This window comes from Collinsella sp. TM05-37 (assembly GCF_003436455.1).
Taxonomy (GTDB): Bacteria; Actinomycetota; Coriobacteriia; order Coriobacteriales; family Coriobacteriaceae; genus Collinsella.
In genome coordinates, this window is the sequence record NZ_QSPN01000013.1 from 1 (window position 1) to 25,143 (window position 25,143).

The 25,143-nt window shown below is 59.7% G+C and carries 24 protein-coding genes and 1 riboswitch; of the genes, 9 read left to right on the forward strand and 15 right to left on the reverse strand.

All coding sequences use genetic code 11. The annotated features are described in order from the left end of the window. Window positions 1-290: 290 nt before the first annotated feature. Complete coding sequence (locus DXD48_RS07365) at window positions 291-1,610, reverse strand: serine dehydratase subunit alpha family protein (protein WP_117564617.1); 1,320 nt, start codon at window positions 1,608-1,610, stop codon at window positions 291-293. A 271-nt stretch (window positions 1,611-1,881) separates the two neighbouring features. On the opposite strand from DXD48_RS07365, the gene rpiB reads away from it, so the two are divergent. After that, entirely contained in the window at window positions 1,882-2,349 is a 468-nt protein-coding gene (gene rpiB, locus DXD48_RS07370; protein ID WP_117564619.1) for a ribose 5-phosphate isomerase B, read from the forward strand. Between the two features lie 176 nt (window positions 2,350-2,525). On the opposite strand, the gene ndk is transcribed toward rpiB, so the two are convergent. From ndk to DXD48_RS07385, 4 genes are all read right to left on the reverse strand, one after another. Beyond that, window positions 2,526-2,930 (reverse strand): nucleoside-diphosphate kinase, encoded by a 405-nt coding sequence (gene ndk, locus DXD48_RS07375; RefSeq protein WP_055251725.1) that lies wholly within the window; start codon window positions 2,928-2,930, stop codon window positions 2,526-2,528. A gap of 377 nt (window positions 2,931-3,307) precedes the next feature. Next, window positions 3,308-4,738 carry an argininosuccinate lyase gene (argH, locus tag DXD48_RS07380; protein WP_117564620.1) on the reverse strand — a complete coding sequence of 477 codons (1,431 nt, stop codon included), beginning with the start codon at window positions 4,736-4,738 and terminating at the stop codon, window positions 3,308-3,310. Between the two features lie 118 nt (window positions 4,739-4,856). After that, window positions 4,857-5,027, reverse strand: a complete 171-nt coding sequence (locus DXD48_RS10115) for a hypothetical protein (protein ID WP_158548956.1) — start codon at window positions 5,025-5,027, stop codon at window positions 4,857-4,859. A gap of 232 nt (window positions 5,028-5,259) precedes the next feature. Beyond that, entirely contained in the window at window positions 5,260-6,486 is a 1,227-nt protein-coding gene (locus DXD48_RS07385; RefSeq protein WP_117564621.1) for an argininosuccinate synthase, read from the reverse strand. Window positions 6,487-7,039: 553 nt separating this feature from the next. On the opposite strand from DXD48_RS07385, the gene DXD48_RS07390 reads away from it, so the two are divergent. After that, complete coding sequence (locus DXD48_RS07390; RefSeq protein ID WP_117564623.1) at window positions 7,040-7,867, forward strand: Cof-type HAD-IIB family hydrolase; 828 nt, start codon at window positions 7,040-7,042, stop codon at window positions 7,865-7,867. 275 nt (window positions 7,868-8,142) lie between these two features. Here the strand turns inward: DXD48_RS07390 and polA are convergent, their stop codons facing one another. Further along, a complete protein-coding gene (polA, locus tag DXD48_RS07395; protein WP_117564625.1) occupies window positions 8,143-10,893 on the reverse strand; it encodes a DNA polymerase I in 2,751 nt (916 codons plus the stop codon). Between the two features lie 166 nt (window positions 10,894-11,059). On the opposite strand from polA, the gene DXD48_RS07400 reads away from it, so the two are divergent. Both DXD48_RS07400 and DXD48_RS07405 read left to right on the forward strand, forming a co-directional pair. Then, the gene (locus DXD48_RS07400) at window positions 11,060-12,457 is read left to right on the forward strand and encodes an aminopeptidase (RefSeq protein ID WP_117564626.1); all 1,398 of its coding nucleotides are present in this window, start codon (window positions 11,060-11,062) and stop codon (window positions 12,455-12,457) included. A gap of 103 nt (window positions 12,458-12,560) precedes the next feature. Further along, a complete protein-coding gene (locus DXD48_RS07405) occupies window positions 12,561-13,370 on the forward strand; it encodes a YaaA family protein (protein WP_117564628.1) in 810 nt (269 codons plus the stop codon). Between the two features lie 40 nt (window positions 13,371-13,410). Here the strand turns inward: DXD48_RS07405 and DXD48_RS07410 are convergent, their stop codons facing one another. Further along, a complete protein-coding gene (locus tag DXD48_RS07410) occupies window positions 13,411-13,926 on the reverse strand; it encodes a hypothetical protein (protein WP_055251712.1) in 516 nt (171 codons plus the stop codon). Window positions 13,927-13,988: 62 nt separating this feature from the next. Beyond that, a riboswitch (TPP riboswitch) is annotated at window positions 13,989-14,105 on the forward strand. Between DXD48_RS07410 and thiC the strand changes: the two genes are divergently transcribed. Continuing rightward, entirely contained in the window at window positions 14,097-15,431 is a 1,335-nt protein-coding gene (thiC, locus tag DXD48_RS07415; RefSeq protein ID WP_117564630.1) for a phosphomethylpyrimidine synthase ThiC, read from the forward strand. (Overlaps the previous riboswitch by 9 nt.) A 178-nt stretch (window positions 15,432-15,609) precedes the next feature. Beyond that, window positions 15,610-16,440 carry a bifunctional hydroxymethylpyrimidine kinase/phosphomethylpyrimidine kinase gene (thiD, locus tag DXD48_RS07420; protein ID WP_117564632.1) on the forward strand — a complete coding sequence of 277 codons (831 nt, stop codon included), beginning with the start codon at window positions 15,610-15,612 and terminating at the stop codon, window positions 16,438-16,440. Window positions 16,441-16,585: 145 nt separating this feature from the next. Here thiD and DXD48_RS07425 read toward each other — a convergent pair whose 3' ends face one another. The 5 genes from DXD48_RS07425 to DXD48_RS07445 all read right to left on the reverse strand — a co-directional run bounded on the left by DXD48_RS07425 (window position 16,586) and on the right by DXD48_RS07445 (window position 20,399). After that, window positions 16,586-17,197, reverse strand: a complete 612-nt coding sequence (locus DXD48_RS07425; RefSeq protein WP_117564634.1) for a pentapeptide repeat-containing protein — start codon at window positions 17,195-17,197, stop codon at window positions 16,586-16,588. 79 nt (window positions 17,198-17,276) lie between these two features. Next, the gene (locus DXD48_RS07430; protein ID WP_158548957.1) at window positions 17,277-17,936 is read right to left on the reverse strand and encodes an SGNH/GDSL hydrolase family protein; all 660 of its coding nucleotides are present in this window, start codon (window positions 17,934-17,936) and stop codon (window positions 17,277-17,279) included. 75 nt (window positions 17,937-18,011) lie between these two features. Then, window positions 18,012-19,145: a TIGR02452 family protein gene (locus DXD48_RS07435; RefSeq protein ID WP_117564637.1), complete on the reverse strand. Its 1,134-nt coding sequence runs from the start codon at window positions 19,143-19,145 to the stop codon at window positions 18,012-18,014. A gap of 140 nt (window positions 19,146-19,285) precedes the next feature. Then, window positions 19,286-19,981, reverse strand: coding sequence for a Bax inhibitor-1 family protein (locus DXD48_RS07440; protein ID WP_158548958.1), 696 nt, complete (start codon window positions 19,979-19,981; stop codon window positions 19,286-19,288). A gap of 79 nt (window positions 19,982-20,060) precedes the next feature. Next, window positions 20,061-20,399: a hypothetical protein gene (locus DXD48_RS07445; RefSeq protein WP_099431539.1), complete on the reverse strand. Its 339-nt coding sequence runs from the start codon at window positions 20,397-20,399 to the stop codon at window positions 20,061-20,063. A gap of 249 nt (window positions 20,400-20,648) precedes the next feature. Between DXD48_RS07445 and DXD48_RS07450 the strand changes: the two genes are divergently transcribed. From DXD48_RS07450 to DXD48_RS07460, 3 genes are all read left to right on the forward strand, one after another. Beyond that, a complete protein-coding gene (locus tag DXD48_RS07450) occupies window positions 20,649-21,698 on the forward strand; it encodes an inorganic phosphate transporter (RefSeq protein ID WP_117564642.1) in 1,050 nt (349 codons plus the stop codon). A 67-nt stretch (window positions 21,699-21,765) separates the two neighbouring features. Next, the gene (locus tag DXD48_RS07455; protein WP_055251695.1) at window positions 21,766-22,389 is read left to right on the forward strand and encodes a DUF47 domain-containing protein; all 624 of its coding nucleotides are present in this window, start codon (window positions 21,766-21,768) and stop codon (window positions 22,387-22,389) included. 286 nt (window positions 22,390-22,675) lie between these two features. Next, window positions 22,676-23,206, forward strand: a complete 531-nt coding sequence (locus DXD48_RS07460) for a nitroreductase family protein (protein WP_117564643.1) — start codon at window positions 22,676-22,678, stop codon at window positions 23,204-23,206. 165 nt (window positions 23,207-23,371) lie between these two features. Here the strand turns inward: DXD48_RS07460 and DXD48_RS07465 are convergent, their stop codons facing one another. From DXD48_RS07465 to DXD48_RS07475, 3 genes are all read right to left on the reverse strand, one after another. Beyond that, window positions 23,372-24,046, reverse strand: coding sequence for a DivIVA domain-containing protein (locus DXD48_RS07465; RefSeq protein WP_006234242.1), 675 nt, complete (start codon window positions 24,044-24,046; stop codon window positions 23,372-23,374). A gap of 61 nt (window positions 24,047-24,107) precedes the next feature. Continuing rightward, a complete protein-coding gene (locus DXD48_RS07470) occupies window positions 24,108-24,395 on the reverse strand; it encodes a YggT family protein (RefSeq protein WP_040358293.1) in 288 nt (95 codons plus the stop codon). A gap of 15 nt (window positions 24,396-24,410) precedes the next feature. After that, a complete protein-coding gene (locus tag DXD48_RS07475) occupies window positions 24,411-25,133 on the reverse strand; it encodes a cell division protein SepF (RefSeq protein WP_022094497.1) in 723 nt (240 codons plus the stop codon). Window positions 25,134-25,143 lie beyond the last annotated feature (10 nt).

A 25,143-nucleotide genomic window follows, 5' to 3' on the forward strand; every position in this document is an offset into this window, starting at 1 on the left:
GCCCGAGACGGGCCCGGGCTGACAATTTCGACTGTAATGGACGTTCTAAACAACTAGTCAAACAAGAACGTCCCCAACGACTACTCATTCAAGTCTGTCCCCAATGAGTGCCCCAAACAAAAAAGCGCCGTAGGTTGAGCATCAGTCAGCGAAAACGCCCCTAAGCGAGCAAGGTGACGTGAAAGAGGAGGGAAGCGTACTTTGGTACGCGACCGACGATTGAACGTCAGATTGCCGCTTAGGGGCGTTTGCAGCGTCGGCTAGCTACGCGGTTTGGTAAAACCGCGTAGCTAGCAAACCCGTGTTTTGCCGATCATAATGTTGAGGATCTCGACGTCGGTGTCCTTCATGCCCACACGGCCCACGTAGCCCATGCTGGCGATTGTCTGCTCGACGGTATCCTGGATGAGGCCCTCGCCGGCGCGGAAGCCGCGACCCTGCATGGCCATATCGTGACCCAGAATCGCCGCATCAACGGCAGCGGAAATCTTGGCGGCGCAGCTTGCCTTGGCGCCATCGCACACGATGCCGCCAACGTTGCCGAGCGTGTTCGAGACCGTCGCGCCAATCTGCTCGCGCGTGCCACCACACAGCCAGGTAATCGCGGCACCGGCACCGCATGCGGCGCAAATAGCACCGCAAAACGCCGAGAGCGCACCAATATAACTTTTGATATGCACGGCGATAAGATCGGACAGAATTACGGCGCGCACCAGGCGATCGTGGTCGCAGCGCAGGTACTCGGCATACTCCATGACGGGCAATGCGCAGGTAATGCCCTGATTGCCCGAGCCGCACACAATGGCGACCGGCAGCGCGCAACCGTTCATGCGGGCGTCGGACCCGGCGGCCGCACGGGCACGGGCACGGCAGGCGACGTCATCGGCACGAGCACCCAGCAACGTACGGCCTACCTCGGCGCCCCAAGCGTGCGCGAGGCCCTCGGCACTGATCGCACCGTTCAGCTCAATCTGGCGCTCAACGGCCGCGCGGGCGCTCTCGATGTCGCCGCCCTCGATAAAGTCGATGATGGACTCGATCGACATGGGCGTGTCGGCGTTATCTGCCGCGCGCTCGGCCACGACGCGCTCGGCGCAGGCGGCGCACTCCCCCGCCGACTTGCCGCACACCGGAATACCGTCGAGCGTATGGCACGTGACATTGGTGTGGTGGTCGGTAATCTCGACGACCGCGGTATGGCCCCCGGCTGTGGCAGTCACCTTGATGTAGAGGTTGGGTACACCCTCGACAAGCGACACATCGCAGTAATCAGCATCGGCGAGGAGCTCGGCCACGCGAGCACGATCTTCGTCGTTAACGCACTCGAGCACCTCGAGCGCGCTCTTGGCGTCACCGCCCACGGCACCCAGTACGGCCGCTGCTTCAATACCGTGCATGCCGCCCGAGTTGGGCACGGTCACGCTCTTAACGTTCTTGATGATGTTGCCCGAGCAGGCAACGTCCATATGATCGGGTTCGCAACCGAGTGTCTGGCTCGCCAGCGCCGCTGCATAGGCAACGGCAATAGGCTCGGTGCAGCCGAGCGCACAGACAAGCTCGCGGTTCAAGACATCGCAAAAAGCGGCATCGCGAATGGAATCGGTAGGCATAGGTATCTCCTGCTTACATAACGGACTGGACTCTCGATAATAGTTAGCTCTTTTATTTGATAACAATGCATCAAAAACCGCAACCATGGTTCCGACGGACGGCGTTCAAGCGCAATCCGACGGCATTCATTCATGAAAAGCCGGTCTTGTTGCATGCTAAAGCGTTTGACCAAAAAACGCCCGAGCGTTTACACAAAAGTCGCGCTATCATGCAGTCGAACGCGGTAAAACCTTTAGCAATTCCGCCGCACGGACCAGAGAGGAACCACTCATGAAGATTGGTATCGGTAACGACCACGCCGCCGTCGAGCTCAAGAACATCATTTCCGAGCACCTGAAGGAGCGCGGCTGTGAGGTCGTGAACTTTGGAACCGACACCTCCGAGAGCTTTGATTACCCCATCGCCGGCTACAAGGTGGGTAAGGCCGTTGCCAACGGCGACGTCGACCTGGGCATCCTGATCTGCGGCACCGGCGTCGGCATCAGCCTGGCTGCCAACAAGGTGGAGGGCGTTCGCGCCGTCGTGTGCTCCGAGCCCTTCAGCGCCAAGCTCTCGCGCATGCACAACAATACCAACGTGCTCGCCTTTGGCGCCCGCGTCGTGGGCTCCGAGCTCGCCAAGATGATTGTCGACGAGTGGCTCGACGCCGAGTTTGAGGGCGGTCGTCACGAGCGTCGCGTCAATCTCCTCAACGAGATCGACCAGACGCGCGGCCTTAAGATCGTCGACGAAGCCTAAAGATTCACAAAGCCATACGCTAACGCCAGCCCCCGCCCGGAAGAAACATCCGGACGGGGGCTCTTTAGTAGATTTGTGGGCGTTTACCAAAATCTACTGGAATAAAAAGGGCGCCGCGGATGGAGTTCCGCGGCGCCCAAACCACACGCTAACAGCTTTAAGGAGTCAAAGCTGGTTTAGCCAAAAAAGCGCTTGATCTCGATCTCGGCGTTCTCCAGGCAGTCGGAGCCATGGATCACGTTGGCGTTGACATCGACGGCAAAGTCGCCGCGAATGGTGCCGGGAGCGGCATCAAGCGGGTTGGTGGCGCCCATAAGGGTGCGCATCTTGGAGACAGCGGAGAGACCGGAAACGACCATCTTGACGACCGGACCGCTCGTCATAAAGTCACACAGACCGCCAAAGAAGGGCTTATCGGCCAGATGAGCATAGTGCTCCTCGACGGTGGCGCGCTCAAGCGTGGTCATCTCCATGCGCTCGATAACAAGGCCGCTGCGCTCGATACGAGCAACGATCTCGCCGATCTTGCGATCGCGCACGGCGTCGGGCTTAATCATGATGAAGGTCTTCTCGATAGCCATAAGGTAGCCTTTCAAGTAGGTTCGCGCGTGCCCAAGTCCCATTCCGGCACCCGCCTGGACTGCATCGTAACAGAGTTCTAGCTGCAGTTAAACAAAAAGCCGTTTATTGAAGCGTTATTATTTATTGAAGCGCTCCATATGTGTCACTTCTGTTCCGAAGCCCGACTAGAGTACCATCCGCCCCACTTCCAACTGCACCGAACAGAACAGACGGTCGATTGCCGCCCGTGAACGCACCCCCTTCACAACCTGCGCAAATGTCCTACAAAAGTTCTCGACAAGCTCCTTCCTTCTCTATAACAAAACGGGCGCCTACCGTAGCGGGCACCCGTAAAGGCAAGATATGATGAACGCACCAGACAGACGCATCCAATAAGCTAATTAGCTCCGTGGCCCATCTCGACGACCTTAGTCAACGAGCCAAACACACCCTCATCGGCCGCAAGCTGCGCTTCGGCGCGCCCCAACTGCACGGCAACGGCGGCAGGGGCGGTACCGCCCTCGGTCGTGCGCGCAGCGACAATCGACGGGATGTCGAGCGCCTCGGTAATATCGCGCTCAAAGAGCGGGCTTGCCTCCTGGAACACCTCAAACGGCAGATCCTCAAGATTGCAGCCGCGCTTCTCACACATCAGGACCAAATGCCCCACCACGGCGTGCGCCTCGCGGAACGGCAGACCACGCTTAGCCAGGTAGTCGGCAACGTCGGTGGCGGCAAGGTGACCCACGCCGCACTCGCGTGCCATGGCGCCCTCGTTGACGGTCCAAGTCGAAATCATACCGGCCATAACCGACAGGCACTGCATGAGCGTGTGGGCGGTATCGAGCGCGCCCTCCTTGTCCTCCTGCAGGTCCTTGTTATAGGCCAACGGCAGACCCTTCATGGTCACGAGCAGCTGGACCAGGTTGCCGTACACGCGACCGCTCTTGCCGCGAATAAGCTCGGCAAAGTCGGGGTTTTTCTTCTGAGGCATGATGGACGAGCCGGTGGAGTACGAGTCGGAAAGCGTGATAAAGCCAAATTCGGAGCTCGACCACAGCACGATCTCCTCGGAAAGACGCGACAGGTGCATGGCCATGACGGAGCCGGCATAATGCAGGTCGAGCAGGAAATCACGGTCGGAAACAGCATCGAGTGAGTTAGGAATCACGCCCGCAAAGCCAAGTTCGGCAGCCGTCATCTGGCGATCGAGCGGATAGCTCGTACCGGCAAGCGCGGCAGCACCCAGCGGGCAGTTGTCGGCGGCATCAAAGGCGGCCTTCAGACGTGTAAAGTCGCGCGCGAACATCCAGGAATACGCCAGCAGATGATGTGACAGCAGCACGGGCTGAGCATGCTGCATGTGCGTGTAACCCGGCAGAATCACCTTGTCGTACTTCTTGGCCGCATCCACCAGCACGTGGCGCAACTGCAGGTTGGCCTCCATGAGCTCCTTGGCCAACGCCTTGACGCCCAGGCGCGTATCGGTCGCCACCTGGTCGTTGCGCGAACGTCCGGTATGCAAGCGCTTGCCGGCCTCGCCGATGCGACGCGTCAGCTCGCTCTCGATGGACATATGGATGTCCTCGTCGTTGATATCGAAGGTGAAGTTACCGGCGTCGATATCCTGTTCGATTCCGGTCAGGCCCTCGGCAATCGCCTGCTCATCCTCGGCACTGATGATGCCCTGGGCCGCCAGCATCTTGGCATGCGCCTTAGAACCGGCGATATCCTGCTTATAGAGATGTTTGTCGACCGGCAGCGACGCGCCAAACTCCTGCGTGACCTCGGCCACTCCCGCCTCAAAACGACCGCCCCAAAGAGCCATGGAACTGTCCCCTTTCTCCAAATACCAAAACAAGCGCCCAAAGCAATGCGCCATGTCGCTAAAGCGATTTTTCAACCGCCAGTTTTACACAATCCCCACCGTGCGCGGGACCATGTTGCTAATTTGCAAAGAAGTGACGCACCAGGCACTTGGCGCCCAACGTCTCCCTCCGGATGTTGCCTTGCGAACCATCGATCCAGGCCTTCAGGCTCACAGGAACGTCCTCGACCTTTGCAGCATCGAACTCGGGCGCGAGGGCAAGTAAGGCATGCGCGATAGCGTTGAACATAATGGATACTCCTCATATATATAGGCACAGAGCTGCCAAATTGATAGAAGGAGCCCCGCCGGACAACCCCGGCGGGGCTCGGACTCAGCCGCAGGCGCGGCGTCATATATGCGGGCGGAACGTAGGGGCCACCGATGTTAAGAAGTGTCAGCAAGCATAACGAAAGGTAGGGACCCCGTGCGCCCGTTTTGTATCACGCGGATGGGCCGCGCGGATACCAAGGAAAGGGCCCTTAAGCCTGGGCGGCAGCGGAGCTGGGACCCTGGACCTTTGCCCACGTCTTGAGCGACAGCGTATCGATCTCGATAAAGCCGGCGCTGGCCTTCTCGTCAAACGTGGTGTCGCGGTCGTATGTAGCCAGACCGTAGTCGTAGAGGCTGAAGGGGCTCTTGCGGCCGACGACATGACAGTTGCCCTTAAAGAACTTCAGACGGACGGTACCGGTCACGAACTTCTGGGTGTCGGCCATAAAGGCGTCGAGCGCGTTCTTGAGCGGGCTGTACCACTGGCCGTTGTACACGGCAGTGGCCCAATCCTGCTCGAGCTTAATCTTGGTCTTGAGCAGGTCGCCCTCGACGCAGATATCCTCGAGTGCCTTGTGGGCGGTGATGAGCGTCAGGGCGCCGGGAACCTCATAGCACTCGCGGCTCTTAAGGCCCACCAGACGGTCTTCGACCAGGTCGAGACGGCCAAAGCCGTTGTCGCCCGAGATCTTGTTGAGTGCGATGATGATCTCGGAGAGCTTCATCTTCTTGCCGTCGACGGCGACGGGCTTGCCGGCCTCAAACTCAATCTCGGTATACGTCGGGGTGTCGGGCGTGTCCTCGGGATTCTTGGTCATAACCCAGGCGTCGTCGAGCGGCTCGTTCCAGGGATCCTCCAGGTGGCCGCACTCAATGGCACGACCCCACAGGTTGTCGTCGATGGAATAGGGGTTGTCGTTGGCACCCTCGGGAACCGGCACGTTGTGGGCGTGAGCATAGGCGACCTCGTCGGGACGGCACTTAAGATCCCACTCGCGAACCGGGGCGATAACCTTAAGCTCGGGGTCGAGGGCCTTGACGGCAGCCTCAAAACGAACCTGGTCGTTACCCTTGCCGGTGCAGCCGTGAGCGACGTAGGTCGCGCCAAACTCGTGAGCGACCTCGACAAGCTTCTTGGCGAGCAACGGGCGGGACAGGGCGGAGAGCAGCGGATACTTGTTCTCGTACATAGAGTTTGCGGCGATAGCCTTAGTCAGGAACTCATCGGAGAACTCGTCGCGCAGATCGAGCACCTGGCAATCCAGAACGCCCAGGTCGAGGGCCTTCTGCTTCTTGGCGTCCAGACCGGTCTCCTCCTGGCCCACGTTGCCGCAGACACAAACAACATCGAGATTCTTCTCGTCCTGGAGCCACTTAACACATACGGATGTATCAAGACCACCGGAATATGCGAGAACGACTTTTTCCTTGCTCATGGCTGTTTCCTTTCGCCCTTGGTAGCTAGTTAGAACATCGGTCAGTTGCAAGTCATTTCGAGGTCAAAAACCGTGCAATATCAGGTTAAATAGCAAAAAGCAGCACAACATGCCCTAGAAACATGCAGCAATGTCGTGCTAAAACCCAACGACCTCAAAATGACTCTGTTGAGGCAATTCGCCCCATACGGACAGAGACGATTGTTATCGTCGTCGGGAAATTGCGCGCTGGCGTCGGATGGCATTGTCTGCAGTAGTGATGATCTTTACGAACTGCATCTGCCTCTCCTTTCACCTATCGCCGGGCGCAATTCTAATATCGCAAACGGTACCTTTTCCTCGGTAAGCGGCGCTTTTGCCGTCTCCGTTTTCGATGGTCGCTATATTACGCTAAAGTGCCTGCTGTACAAGCGACAAATTCAAATTTCTGAAAAGTTTTTTCATTAGTTTGTGAATTGCAGTGCAAGTACGCACCATTCCTGCGAAAATACGCTCGATTACATAGCAGAGGGTCATTACGCCCGAAACAATCTGGAAACGGAAAGGCGCATTTATGCAGACTTATGAATCAGACGCCAACATCGGCAACATTAAACTCATCGCCGTAGACATGGACAAGACGCTGCTCACCGACGAGCGCGTGTTGCCGCAGGGTCTTGATGAGCGTCTGGACAAGCTCGCCGACGCCGGCATCGTATTCTGCCCCGCCAGCGGACGTCCCGCTCCCAAGCTCGAGGAGATGTTCGAGGGCATCAAGAACCGCCTTGCTTTTTGTCCCGACAACGGAGCCTGCGTCATCTATCGCGGCAGCTATATCTATAAGAGCAACATCGATGTGGCGCTGTATCAGCAGGTGCTCGCTCGTGCCTCGGAGGACCCGCGCGCCGTTCCCGTCCTGTGCTGCTACGACGAGTTCTATGTGCTCGCCCGCGACCATCAATACCACGACGAGATCAGCGTCTACTACAACACGATCAACTACGTCGACACCTTTGAGGGCATCGATATCGAGTCCAATAAGATCTCGATCTTCTTCCCCGCCTATGATGCCGAGCCTGCATTCCGCGAGACCTATGGCCCCGAGTTCTCGGACAAGCTCTACGTCACCAACGCCGGGCGCGAGTGGATCGACTTTATGAACCTGGGCGTCGACAAGGGCGCCGGCGTCGCGCACCTGTGCGAACACCTGGGCATTGATATCGCCGATGCCGCCGCCGTGGGCGATACCTACAACGATATCCCCATGCTGGAGCGCGTCGGCCACAGCTTTATCGTTAACAATGCCGAGGAGCACATGAACGCGCACGCCAAGTGGCGCATTCCGAGCAACAACGACGGGGGCGTACTGACGCTCATCGACGCCATCCTGGCGGCTCGTTAACGTTGCTCGTCGGACCTGGCCGGGCGGCACGGGTTAACTTTTCGCTCGGTCAGGTCCTGCACAAGACGAAAGCCACATTAAGTGGCTTTCTTTGCGTGCGGAATCTACGGAAAGTTAACCCGTGCCGCCCGGCCAGGCCCTAGGTTTACCTACCTGCCGCCAAGATGTCGTCTTGAGTGTCTAGATACTTGGCTGAATTAAATTGGATGAAGGGAGCTCCTTGCTGATGAGGGGCTCCCTTCTTGTTTGGTTACTTTGGGGTTGTGGGGGCGTCTTTACTTGGCGTCGGCCCAGGTTACTCCGGTTGAGGCTTCGGCGATCAACGGTACGCGGAGGTCTACTACGTGTTCCATGACGTCGCGGACCATGGTGGTTAGGCGCTCGACTTCGTTGACGGGGCACTCAAAGTCCAGTTCGTCGTGTACCTGCAGAATCATGTGGGCGGCAAAGCCCTCTTCTTCCAGACGGCGGCTCACGCGGGCCATCGCGATCTTGATGATGTCGGCCGCAGTGCCCTGCATGGGGTGGTTCATGGCCGTGCGCTCGCCAAAGCCGCGGAGTTGCGGGTTTTTGGCCTTGAGCTCGGGAATATGGCGTCTGCGGCCATACATGGTCTCGGCATAGCCCGTCTGCTTGGCACGTGCCACCACGTTGTCGAGGAACGTGCGCACGCCCGGGTAGGCCTCGTAGTAGCGATCGATCATGTCGCGCGCCTCGGCCATCGAGATGTGCAGCGACTGCGACAGGCCATAGGCCTGCTGGCCGTACACAATGCCAAAGTTCACGGCCTTGGCGCGGCTGCGCAGGTCGGGCGTCACCTCGGACACCGGCACGCCAAATACGCGCGCGGCCGTCTCGGCATGGAAGTCCTCGCCCTCGTTAAAGGCACGTACCAGATGTTCATCACCCGAAAGATGCGCGAGCAGGCGCAGCTCGATCTGCGAGTAGTCCACCGCCAAAAAGACGCTTCCCTCGCCTGCCGAAAACGCCGTCTTGACAGTACGGCCCAACTCCGAGCGCGTCGGGATGTTCTGAAGGTTCGGGTCACTCGAGGACAGACGACCCGTCGCCGTGATGGCCTGGTTGTACGTGGTGTGCACGCGACCGTCACCACGACGCAACGGGCCCAGCGTGTCCAGATAGGTCGACTTAATCTTGGACTTCTCGCGCCAGTCCAAAATCAGACGCACGATTTCGTGGTCACGGGCAAGGTCGCTCAGCACCTTGGCGTTGGTCGAATAATAGCCGCGCTTGGTCTTTTTGAGGCCCTTGGTCGGAAGCCCCATAACATCAAACAGCACGTGCGAGAGCTGCATGGGACTGCCGATGTTAAAGGTCTCGTCGCCGGCCAGATCGCGAATGCTCCGCTCGACCTCGGCAATCTGGGTCGCCAGGCCCTCGGACAGACTATGCAGGCGGTCGGGGTCCACGAGCATGCCCGCGCGCTCCATCTTGGCAAGCACCGGCACGAGCGGCATCTCGATGCCATCGAACACGTTGGCGGCGTTCTCGCGGGCCATGCACTCGCGCAACGGCGCCACGAGCGCCAACGTCAGGGCCGCAGTACGGGCGGCAGACGCCGGAGCGTCCTCACCAGCACCCTCTGCGCCGCGCGCCGCAGGCAGCGCCATCTGCAGATACGTATCGGCAAGATATGCCTCATCGAACTCGGAGCGATCGGAATCCAGCAGATAGGCAGCGACCACGGTATCGAAGATACGCGTGGAATCGACAGCGAGCGGATCCATGAGCTCGGGCTCAGAGGAATCGATGGGCGAAAGCTCATGCAGGAGTGCCTTCATATCCGGGCTCGCCACGCGGCCCTCCATAAACAGACGTGCGAGCACGCCGGCAATCACGCCGTGGACGAGGTTGAAGCCCTCAACCTCAGCCGCCGCACCGCCGTCGCCCTCCTCGAGCGAGAACAGGCCCTTGGACGTCGCCAACCACAGCGTGCGCGTCAGTCCAAAGAGCGCGCCCTCTTCCTTGTCGTCGTCCACCACGGCGGCGACCCACTCGCCGGCATCAATCGCGCGGGAGACCTCATCTGCAACGGCACCAAGCGCGTCAGTATCGCCGGCGGCTGCGCGCAAAACGGCGGGCATCTCAAACGTGCTGGCAGTGGCAGCAGCGCCACCCTCGCCGCCGATCAGCGCCAAGAAACGGTTCTGCATGGCGGTGATACCAAGCGTACCCAGCGCCGCAGACACCTCGTCGGCAGAAAACGCCGGGAAGGACGTCGCATCAAAGTCGAGCTCGACAGGCGCATCGGTACGAATGGTTGCGACCTTGCGGCTCAGTAGCGCGTCGTCGATATGCGCGCGCAGGTTCTCGCCCATCTTGCCCTTGACCTCGTCGGCATGCGCGATAACCTCGTCCAAGCTGCCGTACTGCGCGATGAGCGCGCTCGCCTTTTTGGGGCCGATGCCCGGCACGCCGGGAATGTTGTCGGAAGTATCGCCCTTCAGGCCGTAAAAATCGGGCACGAGCGCCGGTGTAATGCCGTGATAGAGGTCGTCCACGCTCTCGGGCGTCATAATCGCCACGTCGGACAGGCCTTTGCGGGTCGAGACCACGTTGACGTGCTCGGTCACGAGCTGATACATGTCGCGGTCGCCGGTCACCAGCAGCATGTCGCAGCCGGCTTCCTCGCCCAGGCGCGCCATGGTGCCCAGGATATCGTCACCTTCCCAGCCCTCGGACTGCAAAATCGGCACGTTGAGCGCAGCGAGCAGCTCCTTAATCATGGGAAACTGCGCGTGCAGGTCGGGGTCCATGGGCGGGCGCTGCGCCTTATACTGCGGCAGCATCTCCATGCGCACGCGCGGCTTGCCCTTATCAAACGCCACGACCACACCGTCGGGGTTAAAGGCGTCGATCATCTTGAGAAACATGTTTAAAAAGCCAAAGATCGCGTTGGTGGGGCGACCGTCCGGCGCGTTCATGGTGGGCGGCACGGCGTGGAAGGCGCGGTGCATGAGCGAGTTGCCGTCGATAACGGCAAAGGTGCGGCGCTTATCAGACATATTGAATACCTCGCTTTGGGCTGGGCACGATTTGCTCCCACCAGTTTACACGCTCCCCGCCTCGCGGCCACCGCACATCAAGCTCCTCCGCCACCGCGCGCCCGCGCGTGATACGATGGCTCACGGTACATTAACCAGCACGATCGATCCGAAAGGAGCCTGCGTCATGGAGCGTCCCTGCGCATGGAAAAAGTACACGCCACAGCAGATCGAGGAGCTCGAGGAGCTTTGCCGCGGCTATAAGCAGTTTTTGAGTGAGAACAAGACCGAGCGCCTGTGTGTCAAGGCCGGCATCAAGATGGCCGAGGAGGCGGGCTACGTCGACCTGGAGACCGTGATCGCCGAAGGCCGCGAGCTCAAGGCAGGCGACAAGGTGTACGCCGCCAACCACGGCAAGGACCTTATGCTCGTCAACCTTGGAACCGCCCCGCTCGAGCAGGGCTTTAACATCCTGGGCGCCCACGTGGACTCGCCTCGCCTGGACCTCAAGCAAAATCCCGCCTTCGAGGCCGGCGACATGGCCTACCTCGACACGCACTACTACGGCGGCGTCAAGAGCTACCACTGGGTGGCCTCCCCGCTCGCGCTTGTGGGCGTCATCTGCAAAAAGGACGGCACCACCGTCGACATCAACATCGGCGACAAGGCTGACGACCCGGTCTTTACCATCTCCGACCTGCTGATCCACCTCTCGAGCGAGCAGATGTCCAAGCCGGCCAAGGACGCCGTCGACGCCGAGATCCTCGACGTGATCGTGGGCGGCCGCCCCGTCAAGTTTGACGAGGACGACAAGGACGCCCCCAAGGAGCCCGTCAAGCAGATGTTCTTGGATATCCTCAAGGAACAGTACGATGTCGAGGAGGAGGACTTCCTCTCCGCCGAGATCGAGGTCGTGCCCGCCGGCCCCGCCCGCGACATGGGTCTCGACCGCTCCATGATTTTGGGCTATGGCCACGACGACCGCGTCTGCGCTTACCCCTCCATGCTCGCCCAGATCAACGTGGCAGACGTCGAGCGTACGAGTATCACGCTCATCGTCGACAAGGAGGAGATCGGCTCCGTGGGCGCCACCGGCATGACGAGCCGTTTCTTCGAGAACACCGTCGCCGAGATCATGACGCTCGCCGGCGAGAGCAGCCCGCTGGCCCTGCGCCGCGCACTCGCCCGCAGCCGCATGCTCTCCTCTGACGTGTCCGCCGGCTTTGACCCGGGCTACGCCGGCAAGTTCGAGACCAAGAACGCCGCCTTTATGGGTCGCGGCCTGTGCTTTAACAAATACACGGGCAGCCGTGGCAAGGGCGGCTCCAACGACGCCGACGCCGAGTACGTCGCTCTCATCCGCGACATCATGGACGAGGCAGGCGTGGACTTCCAGACCTGCGAGCTCGGCCGCGTCAACGCGGGTGGCGGCGGCACCATCGCCTACATCATGGCCGAGTATGGCATGAACGTCATCGACTCCGGCGTTGCCGTCCTGTCCATGCACGCCCTGTGGGAGGTCGCCAACAAGGCCGATATCTACGAGGCCTATCGCGGCTACAAGGCCTTCATCGAGCGCGCCTAACCAACCCTTCATCAGTTGCGGTGAAATACGGACTAAACTGGCCCATAAACGGCCAAAACAGACCGTATTCCACCGCAACTTCCTTTTTGGCAGAGGAGAGTCCATGCTGCAGGTCATCATTTCGCCCGCCAAGCAGATGCGTGCGGCCCAAGATGCTTTTGAAGTCCTGGGCATTCCACCTTTTGCGCACGAGACGGCTCGCCTCCACCGCGCACTGCTAGATATCGAGCGGAATGAAGGCAGCGGAGGTCTGCAGGCGCTCTGGAACGTGAGTGACAAACTGCTGGGGCCTTGCCTCAACACCCTGCATGAGTTTGGGCCCATCCTGAAAAACGGCGATCTCGACAATCCCGCACTCGCCCGTCACCTCTCCCCTGCCGTCATGTCCTATCACGGCATTCAATACCAGAGCATGGCACCCGAGGTGATGGATTCCGCGCAGCTCGCATGGCTGCAAGACCATCTGTGGATCCTATCGGGCCTTTACGGATGCGTACGCCCCTTTCATGCCGTTGAACCGTATCGGCTGGAGATGGGCGCGAAGCTTGCCGTCGACGATGCCCGAGACCTCTATGCGTTTTGGGGCGACAAGCTCGCACGGGCCATCGCTCCGGCAGGCTCCAACGCTACGATCGTCAACCTCGCCAGCGCGGAATACGCCAAAGCCGTTCTGCCCCGCCTCACCACCGATGCCACGGTCGTCACATGCCTCTTTGGCGAAGGCATCCGCAACGGCAAGCCCATCCAGCGCTCGACCGCCAGCAAAAAGGCACGCGGCTCCATGGTGCGCTGGATGGCAGAAAACAAGCTCGAGGATGTAAGCGGGCTCACCGCGTTCGACGTTGGTTATCGCCACTTTCCCGAGCTTTCAAATAAAAACACTTTGGTCTTCCTGAACGAACAGGCCTTGTAGGATCACCGCTACTTTTGAATGTGCCGCCTAGGCACGGCGTCTATTCCGCCAAGCCGTCGGCTTTGGCAATTTCATTTGTCGAGCCGTCCTGATAGGTAATCTTGACATGCTCAACCTCGGACACCGCAACACCCGTCGGAGGCTCCAGGCGCCATTCCGTCAGCGCAATGTCCATGGTCGTGGGAACGTCCCCCTGATCTTTGAGCTCGACCGACAGCGTCTTAAGCGACGCATCGAAGGTCACGCGCTCGATCTCTTCACCAGGAATGGAGCCACCGCTCAGCTGCAGCTGCACAAACTCGTCGCGCGGATACCAATAGTCGCCCGGCGCGGCCACCGTGTTACCACCAGCGACCTTCACCGTCATGATCGGCAGGGCATCGTCGGCCTCAAACTCCCAGGCAGCGCCGCCGCGACCACCATACGTCCAGATACAAAAGGCAATCACCAGCACGGCAAGCACCGCAAAGCCAATCGCGACAAGGCCATGGTGCGCACGGCTTTCCTCGGCCGATACATCCCATTGCGTCTCTCGATATAGATGCTTGTCTTCCATGTTCGCCTCCCCACAGGCACGCTCGTTGGCCCAATCGTACCCATTCAGGCTATACTTGAGCCCATGACATAACGGGGAGCTTGCAGGACAAGACGACAGGCTGAGATTGGGCGCGCCCGCCCTGACCCGCAAACCTGATATGGGTAATGCCAACGAAGGGAGCCGTGCCAATGAGCACACAGACCGAGCCCAAGCTCGTCACGCAAATCGACTTCGCCCGCGCCGGGCAGATCACACCGCAGATGAAGGAGGTCGCCGAGCGCGAGCATCGCGACCCCGAGTACATCCGCGAGCGCGTGGCCGACGGCCGCATCGCCATTCCCGCCAACATCGTGCATATCAAAAAGGGCATGCGCGCCTTTGGTGTCGGCGAGGGCCTGGCCACCAAGGTCAACGTCAACCTGGGCATCTCGGGCGACAAGGCCGATGCCGCCGAGGAGTGGAAGAAGGTCAAGATCGCCGAGGACTTTGGCGCCGACGCCATCATGGACCTCTCCAACTCGGGCAAGACGCGCCAGTTCCGCCAGCAGCTCATCGACGAGACGCCGCTCATGGTGGGCACGGTGCCCATGTACGACGCCATCGGCTACATGGAAAAGCCGCTGGTCAAGCTTACCAAGGACGACCTGCTCGAGGTCGTGCGCGCACACGCCGAGGACGGCGTGGACTTTATGACCATCCACTGCGGCATCAACAAATCGGTCATCAAGACCTTTAAGGAGACCGGCCGCCTGATGAACATCGTCAGCCGCGGCGGCTCGCTGCTGTTTGGCTGGATGGAGGTCACCGGCAACGAGAACCCCTTCTACGAGTTTTACGACGAGGTGCTCGAGATCTGCCACGAGTACGATGTGACGATCTCGCTCGGCGACTCCTGCCGCCCGGGCTGTCTCTACGACTCCAACGACGCCACCGAGACCGCCGAGATGATCGAGCTGGGCAAGCTGTGCAAGCGCGCCTGGGCCGCCGGCGTCCAGGTCATGGTCGAGGGCCCGGGCCACATGGCGCTCGACGAGATCGCCGCCAACATGAAACTGCAGAAGCGTCTGTGCCACAACGCCCCGTTCTATGTGCTCGGGCCGCTGGTGACCGATATCGGCGTGGGTTACGACCACATCACCGCTGCCATCGGCGGCGCCATCTCCGCCAGCTCCGGTGCCGACTTCCTGTGCTACGTGACGCCGGCTGAGCACCTGTGCCTGCCCAACGCCCAGGACGTGCTCGATGGCCTCATGGCCACCAAGATTGCCGCGCACGCCGCCGATATCGCCAAGAAGGTGCCGCACGCCCGCGACATGGACGACAAGATGGGCCAGGCACGCCGCAAGCTCGACTGGGATGCCATGTGGAAGTGTGCTCTCGATCCGGTCACCGGTAAGAAGCGCTACGAGGAATCCCCCGCCGCCACCGAGGGCACCTGCACCATGTGTGGCAAGATGTGCGCCGTCCGTACCGTCAACAAGGTGTTCGAGGGCACGACGATCGATCTTGGCATGGAGGATTAACGCGTCACTGGAGCCACAATCGGCAACAAGGTGCTCGTCAATTGTTGACATGTGAACATTTGCTTACATTTGCGTAAAGATTGCATCACCCGCCCGGGATCGGCATACAGCCGGCCCGGGCATCTTTATAATGCAGGCTTAAAGACCCATTTGATTCCGACCGGACAAGGGAGCGAACATGGATCGCAGTAAGGTACCCGCCGTCCTGTCCATCGCAGGATCCGATTCCAGCGGCGGCGCCGGCATTCAGGCCGACATCAAGACCATCACAGCGCACCGCCTGTATGCCGAGACGGCCATCACCGCCATCACAGCGCAAAACACACTGGGCGTCACCGCCGTGCAGAACATCTCCCCGGATATTGTCGCGGCGCAGATCGATGCCGTTTTTGACGATATCCGCCCCAACGCAGTCAAAATCGGCATGGTTTCCTCTGCCGAGATTATCGAGGTTATCGCCGACCGCTTGAGCGCATGGGATGCGCAAAACATCGTTGTCGACCCCGTCATGGTCGCCACCTCGGGCGCCCGTCTCATTGCCGAGGATGCCACCGAGGCGCTTACTCGTTGCCTGTTCCCACTGGCGACCGTTATCACGCCCAATATTCCCGAGGCCATGGCGCTGCTCGATTACGAGATCGATTCCGAGCGCACGCAGCAAAATGCCGCCATGCTCCTCACCCGCCGCTTTGGTTGCGCATCCCTCGTTAAGGGTGGGCATCTTGTCAACGAGGCCAACGATGTATTGGCCGAACCCGCGCCACTCGATAACGAAGGCAACCATATGGGCGATCCGCTCACCACGTGGTTCCGCCACAAGCGCATCGAGACCGGCAACACGCATGGCACCGGCTGCACGCTTTCATCCGCCATCGCCTGCGCATTGGCCCAGGGCATGGATCTTGCCGATGCCGTCAACGCCGGCAAGGCCTACTTAACGGGCGCTCTGGCCGCCGGCTTTGACATGGGCAAAGGCTCCGGCCCCGTCAACCACATGTGGCAGTACTAAATAGCCAGTAACCTGCCAAAAAAAGACAGGCTACCTTGCGCCAAAAACCGTCGCAACATTCGATGAAAATCGTGCAAACGCGAAAAATCATCGGATGTTGCGACGGTTTGATTTTAGATAGCGGTCGAGCAAAGGACCGGGGCGCCTATTCGTCGGCGAGCTGGATGCCGAGCAGGCCCGAGAGTGCCAACGCCTGCTCGGCATTAACCGTCAGGCCACACAGCTCATGGTAGTCGCCCGAGACGACAGGGGCCGCGAACGTACAACACGATACATCCACGCCGGAAAGCGGCGTCTTGAACACATCGATTCGCGTCAGGTCGCAGCCGTCCAAGCGCAATTGCCCCAGCTTTGCCCCCTGGAGTGCGGCCTCGGTCAAACGCGTGTCACGCGCAGCCATGGGGCCAATGTTTCCCTCCGAAAGGTTCGCATAGCTCAAATCGCACAATGTAAACGACACACTCGACAGACGCGCCCTGAGCAAGTTGAGTCCCGGTGCCGAGCAATCGACGAAGTCGCAGCGATTGAGCCAACAGCCTTCCATGTTGCAGCGGATAAAGCGGCAACCGCGAAACACCACGTCACGAAACGTCGAGCCGCTCCAGTCAACACCATCGAACTCGCAAGACCGGAACACGACGCCATCGAAGGTCGCGCCGTTCGCAACGTCATAGGCAAGATCCAAATCTTCGAAAGCGGTATTGGAGACGAGCTCATCGCCCTCGGCAAAGAGGTCGATGAGCTCGTCCATGCCCATATGGCAGCCAATCCGTTCGTTTACCCGGGCAAAACCACCACAAAGGTGCCTGTCCCCTTTGCGGTGGCTTGGGGCCGTGCTACTCACCGAGCATCTCTTTGAGCTTGGCTGCCACGGCGTGACCCAGGCTCTCGTGGCTTTCGGGCATCATATGCAGATAGTCGATATCGCCCGGCTCGGCAAACTCGGCGGCATTCAAAAAGTCGCAGCCAAACTGCTCGGCCACGTGCGCATAGTACTCGCCAAAATGCTCAGATGCCTCAACGGAATGCTCGTCAAAGTCGGTCATATACACATCGGCGATCTGCGGCTTGATCTTGATAGGAGCCATCAGCAGGATGCGCGGGCAAGGCGCAGCGTCGGTCCACGGAAACGCGCGGACGGCGCGAATCAGCGCCATGGCGCCACGGGCGATATCGGAAGCTGTCACGTTAAAGACCGTCTTACAGTCGTTGGTGCCCAGCATGATCACAATGGCGTCCAGCGGCTTATGGGCCTCGAGCAGCATCGGAAGCGCGCGAATACCGTTGAGGTTAGTGTCCAGATGGCACATGTCGTCGCGTACCGTCGTGCGGCCGTTGAGGCCTTCTTCAATTACATGCCAGCCCTCGCCTAAGTCACGTTGGACCACGCCACACCAGCGCACATCCTGCGCATAGCGCACCGCGGTACCGTCGCGCATGCCCGCCGGATCGTAACCATAGGTGTTGCTGTCACCAAAGCATAGAACGTTTTTCATCGTAAGCTCCCCACTCAATAAAAAGCCGACGGGAGCAGCCCCCGTCGGCTCGGTATATCGCATCACGCGCACCGTTTACAGGTACTTGCGCCAGTCGTCGTCATCCTCGTCATCCTCGGCAGCGGCCTGAGCCTGCTCGGCGGCACGGGCGGCTGCGGTGCGGGCGGCAACCTGAGCATAGGACTCCTCGTTGCGCTCGGGGAAGTTTGCCAGCACGTGCTCGAACTTGGCGAAGTCCTCGTCCCAGCGCGTAGAGGGCACGGCAAAGAAGACCTGCTTGACCTTGAAGTCGCCCGACGCGAGCTCCTTGCGGAAGAGCTCGGCCACGGCCTCGGCATCAAAGCCGTTGTTGTCGCAGCCCCAAGCACCCAGCACGAGCTTCTCGCGACCAAGCTCATCGCAGATGGCGAGCACAAAGCGAATGCGGTCGCGCAGGGCATCCAGCAGAGCATCGTCGCTCACGCGATACTCCTGGCGGGCGCGCCTAACGTTGGGCGCGGCGGCCACGATCACGTCGGCGTATGCATGCACGTGGTTGCGGTCGAAGCGCACCGCAGGCACCACCAGGGCGCGGTTACGATAGAGCTCGCAGTTGATGTTGCGGCGACGGTTCTCGCCGTACCACTTACGCTGCCTATCGAGAACGTTGTACAGATACGAATCGGCGCACAGCGTGGCCTCCTGGCCCAGATAACCCTGAATATATCCACCGCCCGGATTGGTAAACGAGGCAAAGGCGAGCACGGCCATGTCGCAGAACTGCGCATAGCCGCGACCGTTATCGAGGATTGCCTGCGTGGCGGAGGCATCAAGCACAGTGACCTCGGGCAGGACCGGAGCGGGCTCCTCAGCAGGCGCGGACTCAGCTTCGGCGATTTCCTCGGCAGGCTCCTCGACGGGCTCGGGCGCCGCCTCGGTCTCGGGCGCCGCCTCGACCTCGGTAGTCTCCGCGTTCTCGACGTCCTCGGCGACCTGCTCTTCGGCGGCCACAGCACTCTGAACCTTGGCCTTCATCGCCGCGACAAAGCCGGCAGGCATACCGTCAAACTCGCGAACACCGGCGAGCGAACGCTCGATATCCTTGGCGCACGCTTCGGACACAGTTGCCACGTGACGCTCGGCGGCCTTGGCACGGGCCTCGCGCTTGGGATTGGGCTGACCCGCTCGGTTGGACCTGCGGTTACGGTTCCTGTTGTCGACGTCTGCCATACGTGGCCACCTTTCCTGTCGCTGCCGCTATCGGCTTTTCCCATCCATGATACCCCGCCGCGTACAAAAAAGACGGCCCCGAAGGACCGCCTTTCACATCGTTTTACCGCGTCCGACAAGAAACGCTGCAATCCCCCGCGCTAGTCGCGACGACCGAGGATGTTCAGGATGCGCAGGAACACGTTGATGATGTCCACGAACAGGCTGGATGCCATGAGCACGGCGTTGGGCAGCGTGGGCGGCACCGTCGTTGCCACATAGGTGTCGTAGCCGATGAAGCCGGCAAACACCACGATCACGATCAGGTCGGTGATGGACTGCGAAACGCCCATGAACATCAGCACGATTTCAACCAGGATAGTGGCGAGCAGAATGCCAAAACCGATGCCATATACGCGCTGGAAAAACTTGGGGAACGTCACGCCCAGCGCACCAAAGACAAAGGTGATGGCGGCCGTGGCGATAAAGGCAGTGTTGATGGTAGGCAGGTCGTAGTTGGCAAGGCCAAACGACGCGGTCAGGCCAAAGGTACTCGCAAAGATTACGTAGCCCACAAGGGACAGGCCCACGGACTGCTTGCCCGCAGCAGCCGACATCATGACCATGCCGACGATGGTTAAAATAAACGAGCCAAAGACCAGCGGTAGGGCGGCGCCGCTCATCATCATGCGCGCAAACGACATGGTGCTCGTAAAGTAGGCGCCGGCACCCATGGCGCAAAAGCCCAAGAAGATCAGGGCGGACATGGCGAGATTGTACGCGCGCGGCGACATCTCCTTGGCGCGGCTTGCGCCGGTCTCGACGGGGCCGTTCTGATAGCCCTGGATATCGTTCATACTTCGTCCTTTCAAAAAGCGCCACGACAGCGCCGTAGGTGACAAGATCCCTGCCATTGTACCCGAATGCCGTGCGCTCTTACCTGCGGCGCTCGCCCTCAAGCGTGCGGTCAAACGCCCATACCCACCAACGCATCACATGCGTCTGCGAGCCATCCGCCCGCTCACGCGTTTGGTCCTCCAGATACAACTCGGTCGCATGTCCGCCAAAACGCACCTTATAGGTTGCCGTACGAATGCCGTGAACCGTCAGGCCAAACCCAGTGGTCGAGACAATCTCGTCAATCGTAAAGCAACGACCGTCGACCCAGCAGACGGTGACCGGCACGACCTGTCCGCCCGCGAGGATGCGAGCCACGACGTCCACATACTGCTTGTGCACGCGCCGAGTTTTGCCATCTGTCTGTCGATATTCCATGCTTCCCATTATCGAACGCATGTTTGCATATTGTAAAGCGAACAGACTGTGGTTTTGGAATGTCGGAGCGAACGCGCGTGTCCGCATGGCGTGATAGCAAAAAGAACACCCACGGTCAACAGGGCTAATATTCAATTTTAGTGCCAAAAAATTACTTCTCCCATCAGAACTCGGCAAAGAAACCCGCAGGAGGTGATACGATTTATCATGTTTCTGTAACGTGCCTGCAAACTTCGAGAAAGCCCATATATGGACGTAACGTTCTCAACCTTCCTCGGCCAAATTGTGTCGAACCCAGTCCTTGCCGTCACCGTGATCCTCGCGTTGGGCGCCATCTTCGTCAATGGATGGACCGACGCGCCCAACGCCATCGCGACCTGCGTCACCACGCGCTGCATGCCCGCCCGCGCCGCCATCCTCATGAGTGCCGCATTCAACTTCCTCGGCGTGCTCATCATGACGCACTTTAACGCGAGCGTCGCCAACACCATCTCACATATCGTCGACTTTGGCGGAAACAGCACCATGGCGCTCGCCTGCCTGTGCGCGGCGCTGTTCTCCATCGTCGTCTACGGCGCCACAGCGTCGCGTTTTGGCATCCCCACCTCGCAAAGCCACAGCCTTATCGCCGGCCTGACCGGTGCCGCCATCGCCCTCGGCGGCGCGAGCAGCGTCAACGTCCACGAGTGGATGAAGGTCATCTACGGCCTGGCGCTCTCCATCGGTCTGGGCTTTGTCATGGGCTGGGTCCTGTGCAAACTCGTCTCTATTCTGTTTGCCGTCGCCAATAGGCGACGTGCCAACGTCTTCTTTAAATACGCTCAGATTGCGAGCGCTGCGGCCATGAGCTTTATGCACGGCGCGCAGGATGGACAGAAGTTCATCGGCGTGCTCTTTTTAGGCGTGGCCTTTGCCAGCGGCCAGACGAGCGTCGGCGATGCCGGCATCCCCATCTGGATTATGCTGCTATGCTCGGCCACCATGGGCATCGGCACCAGCGTGGGCGGCGAGCGCATCATCAAGTCCGTTGGCCAGAGCATGGTCAAGCTCGAAAAGTACCAGGGCTTCTCCGCCGACCTGGCGGGCGCCGCGAACCTGCTGCTTGCCACCCTTACCGGCATCCCCGTGTCCTCCACGCACATCAAGACCTGCGCCATCATGGGCGTCGGCGCCGTCAAGCGCCTTTCGGCCATCAACTTCGGCGTCGTCAAGGACATGATGTTCACCTGGTTCTTCACCTTCCCCGCCTGCGGACTCATCAGCTTTGTCATGGCCAAGCTGTTCATGATGTTCATCTAGTCAAAACGAGCGTCCATCCGGACCGCAAAACTTCGCCCACCCGTCTTCGCCTCGAAAGGACCCACTCATGGCAAAGAAACCCGATTCGTTCTACTTTGACAACTACGTCGCCTGCGCCGACCTTGCCGTCCAGGCCGCCGAGCTGCTTACCAAGATTTTCGAGAACTTCGATCCCGCGAAGATTCACGATATGCTCGACAAGATGCACGCGATCGAGCATGCGGCCGACAAGAAGCACCATGAGCTTGAGGACGCCCTGCTCACGGCCTTTATCACCCCGCTTGAGCGCGAGGACCTGGATCTGATGAGCTGCTCGCTCGACACCGTGCTCGACCGTATCGAGGGCGTCGTGCAGCGCGTCTACTTCACCAACATCCAGAGCATCCATCCCGACGCCATCGTCATCGCCCACAAGGTGACCGACGCCTGCCGCGCCATGAAGGACCTGATGGTCGAGCTGCCTAACTACCGCAAGTCCAAAACGCTGCGCGAGCTCGTCATCCAGATCAACACCATCGAGTCCGAGGCCGACGAGCTCTATATCAACGCCATGCGTAACCTGCACGTTAACGGCAAGGACCCGCTCGAGGTCATCGCTTGGCGTGACGTGTACGCCTTCCTGGAGTACTGCGCCGACTGCTGCGAGAATGTGGCCGATGTCGTGGATTCGATTGTCATGAAGAACAGTTAATTGGGGGCACATGTCCCACCGGTCGCGGGCCCGGCCACTAATAACCTTTTTCACTCCGGCTGCAAGCAGAGTCGTTCAAAAGGTTATTAGTGGCCGGGCCCGCTCCCTTATGCACCACCATTGGGAACTTTGGCTGATAGATTTAGCGCGACGGGGGTTTGGCTGAAGGGACCTTTGGTATCCGTTCGGACACTTTGGCCCTTGATGAGCGTTTGGCTGATTGCTGCTTTGGGTACTCTTTGGGTTACTTTTGGTTTGTTTGATTTTTAATTTTAGGAGGGCTTGTATGTCTTATTTGGATCTGGCTCGTGGTCGGTATTCTTGTCGTTCTTTTGAGGACCGTTCTGTTGAGCAGGCTGTGGTGGATGCCATTGTTGAGGCTGGGCGTATTGCTCCTTCTGCTTGTAATAATCATCCAGCCCGTGTGATGGTGCTGGATACGCCTGAGCTGTTGGAGAAGGCTGCTGCTTGTCAGCCTCGGTTTGCTCGTGATGGGTCTATCTTTGGAGCTCCGCTTGTCTTCCTTATTTGCAGCGTTACCGATGATGCTTGGGTGCGCCCGTATGACCAGATGAATTCCAGTGAAATCGATACGTCCATCGTGTGCGACCAGATGATGATGGAGGCCACCGAGCAGGGCCTGGGAACGTGCTGGGTATGCCATTTTAAGCCTGAGGTGGCACAGGAGCAGTTCAATCTGCCCAAGGGCGTCTATCCCTATCACATGCTCGTCTGTGGCTATCCCGCCGACCACATCGCCGATCCCGAGCATCGCGAGGCCCGCACTATTCCCCTCTCCAACTTCCTCCTCAAGTAGTTTTTAGACATACCTTAAAATCTACCTTTTACCACGCGCCCTTCGCCGAGTTCTGTCCTATCGCATGCAGAGCTCGGCGTTTTGTTTCCCAACCCGTATACAGCCACAAAAAAGGAGCCCGCAGGTGCGAGCTCCTCTTAAGGACACTAGATTGTAGCTCTGATGCTAGTCCAGGTCGTCGGCAGCAAAGTTGTCGATCGGGGCAAAGGGATCGGCCACGGGGACAACCGGGTCAGCGACGGGCAGCGGCTCGGCGGGAACAGTCACCGCAGGAGAAGCGGCAGAACCGACCGGCGTGGAGGCCATGAGGTCGGCCGGGAAGGAGTTCTGGGCATCGTCCATGAAGTGCTGGATGAGCTTGAGATACTCGGCCTTGAACTCCTCACGGGAAGCCTTGAGACGATCGATTTCCTCGAGCTCGGCCTGCTTTTCGGTCAGAGCCTGGCGGATAACCTCGCGGGCCTTGGCGTCAGCCTCGTTGCGGATACGCTCAGCATTCTCGTTGGCATCGTTGACGATGGTCTCAGCGGTCTGCTGGGCAGCGATCAGGGCAGCGGAAATCTGGCGCTCCTGAGCGGAGAAGTCAGGGGCGGGAGCAGCCACGGGGGCGGCAGGAACGGCTTGGGCGGTGGCATCCTGAGCCTGGGCAAGCTGAGCCTGCGCATCGGCAAGCTGCTGCTCGGTAGCAGTCAGACGACCCTTAAGGTCGACGATCTTAGCGAGCATAGCGTCAACCTCGGAGGACAGTGTCTCCAAGAAGACGTCGACCTCGGCAGGATCGTAGCCACGCTTGGCCTCAGAGAAAGTCTGAGCCTGGATGTCTGCAGGGGTAATAGCCATAACAAGTCTCCTTTTTCATCGCCTCGGCGCTACACGCCCGACGTAAGTTACTAAGTCAGTTCTACACAAGTATACCTATAAGAAGCTGCAGAACCAGCCTCTGCACCAACTGCAACGCAATAATCGCAACGACCGGCGAAAAATCGATACCGCCCATCGGCGGAATGAAACGACGGAACAGGTTGAGCCACGGACCGCACACGCTATCGAGCACCGCAGCAATATCCTGAAGTAAACCACCCTGCTTCATGGGAATCCACGTCATAAAGCAGTAGACGACAATGAGCGTGGAATAGAAGTTGAACAGCGTGTTGACCAGCTGGACGATAGTGTAGATGTTGATGGGAATCTCCTCGTCTTGTCTTTACTTAAGGTAGCCGTCGGCACGAAGCTTCTTGAGATCGGAATCTTTGACCTCGCAACCGGCGGGCAGCACCATGAACACGCGGTCGCCTACCTCCTTGACCGTGGCGCCCAGACCGCAGGCAAAGCCGTAAGAGAAGTCCAAGACGCGCTTGGCAACTTCGGTGCGTACGCCCACAAAAATCAGTGCAACAGGCTGCTTGGTGCGAACGCGGCGCACCACGGTCTCCACGTCGTCATAGCTCTCGGGGCGCAGGACATAGGCCGGCAGCTGCGGCGTGGCGTTGATGATATTGCTCGCATAGGCCGAGGCATCGCTCGGCGCAGGCGCGGGCGCAGCGGCGGCACGGGCGCGGGTGTTCTCGGCGTAGCTCGACGGCGTGTCATAGGCACCAGGACGATAACCGCTCGCAACGCTGTCCTGCGAGCGCGAAGGCGGGTTATACGTCGTGGCATGGCGGGAGTCATCGCCGACCAGCTGACCGGAGCGCGTATACACGGCAACCGACTCAGCTTCACCGCGGCGCGTCTGACCAAGCAGGCCGTTGCTCGGCTCGTCTTGGGTGTAGAAGCCCTCGCCCGAAGCACCGCTGTAGCCGTTGCCCTGATAACCATCGTCATAGCCGTCATCGTAGCCGTAGTCGTCGTCCTGGCCATAACCCTGGTCGTAACCCTGCTGGCCGCCCAGGTGCATCTTATTTTTAATCTCGTCAAGGAAGCCCATGGTTGTGTCC

Coding starts and splice junctions, on each gene's coding strand:
- DXD48_RS07465 (WP_006234242.1), bottom strand. CDS start 24,046: ATGGCTATTACCCCTGCAGACATCCAGGCTCAGACTTTCTCTGAGGCC.
- DXD48_RS07390 (WP_117564623.1), top strand. CDS start 7,040: ATGCAGACTTATGAATCAGACGCCAACATCGGCAACATTAAACTCATC.
- DXD48_RS07410 (WP_055251712.1), bottom strand. CDS start 13,926: ATGGAAGACAAGCATCTATATCGAGAGACGCAATGGGATGTATCGGCC.
- DXD48_RS07400 (WP_117564626.1), top strand. CDS start 11,060: ATGGAGCGTCCCTGCGCATGGAAAAAGTACACGCCACAGCAGATCGAG.
- thiC (WP_117564630.1), top strand. CDS start 14,097: ATGAGCACACAGACCGAGCCCAAGCTCGTCACGCAAATCGACTTCGCC.
- DXD48_RS07430 (WP_158548957.1), bottom strand. CDS start 17,936: ATGAAAAACGTTCTATGCTTTGGTGACAGCAACACCTATGGTTACGAT.
- DXD48_RS07450 (WP_117564642.1), top strand. CDS start 20,649: ATGGACGTAACGTTCTCAACCTTCCTCGGCCAAATTGTGTCGAACCCA.
- ndk (WP_055251725.1), bottom strand. CDS start 2,930: ATGGCTATCGAGAAGACCTTCATCATGATTAAGCCCGACGCCGTGCGC.
- DXD48_RS07475 (WP_022094497.1), bottom strand. CDS start 25,133: ATGGGCTTCCTTGACGAGATTAAAAATAAGATGCACCTGGGCGGCCAG.
- polA (WP_117564625.1), bottom strand. CDS start 10,893: ATGTCTGATAAGCGCCGCACCTTTGCCGTTATCGACGGCAACTCGCTC.
- DXD48_RS07460 (WP_117564643.1), top strand. CDS start 22,676: ATGTCTTATTTGGATCTGGCTCGTGGTCGGTATTCTTGTCGTTCTTTT.
- argH (WP_117564620.1), bottom strand. CDS start 4,738: ATGGCTCTTTGGGGCGGTCGTTTTGAGGCGGGAGTGGCCGAGGTCACG.
- DXD48_RS07440 (WP_158548958.1), bottom strand. CDS start 19,981: ATGAACGATATCCAGGGCTATCAGAACGGCCCCGTCGAGACCGGCGCA.
- thiD (WP_117564632.1), top strand. CDS start 15,610: ATGGATCGCAGTAAGGTACCCGCCGTCCTGTCCATCGCAGGATCCGAT.
- DXD48_RS07445 (WP_099431539.1), bottom strand. CDS start 20,399: ATGGAATATCGACAGACAGATGGCAAAACTCGGCGCGTGCACAAGCAG.
- DXD48_RS07425 (WP_117564634.1), bottom strand. CDS start 17,197: ATGGGCATGGACGAGCTCATCGACCTCTTTGCCGAGGGCGATGAGCTC.
- DXD48_RS10115 (WP_158548956.1), bottom strand. CDS start 5,027: ATGTTCAACGCTATCGCGCATGCCTTACTTGCCCTCGCGCCCGAGTTC.
- DXD48_RS07385 (WP_117564621.1), bottom strand. CDS start 6,486: ATGAGCAAGGAAAAAGTCGTTCTCGCATATTCCGGTGGTCTTGATACA.
- DXD48_RS07455 (WP_055251695.1), top strand. CDS start 21,766: ATGGCAAAGAAACCCGATTCGTTCTACTTTGACAACTACGTCGCCTGC.
- DXD48_RS07365 (WP_117564617.1), bottom strand. CDS start 1,610: ATGCCTACCGATTCCATTCGCGATGCCGCTTTTTGCGATGTCTTGAAC.
- rpiB (WP_117564619.1), top strand. CDS start 1,882: ATGAAGATTGGTATCGGTAACGACCACGCCGCCGTCGAGCTCAAGAAC.
- DXD48_RS07405 (WP_117564628.1), top strand. CDS start 12,561: ATGCTGCAGGTCATCATTTCGCCCGCCAAGCAGATGCGTGCGGCCCAA.
- DXD48_RS07435 (WP_117564637.1), bottom strand. CDS start 19,145: ATGGCAGACGTCGACAACAGGAACCGTAACCGCAGGTCCAACCGAGCG.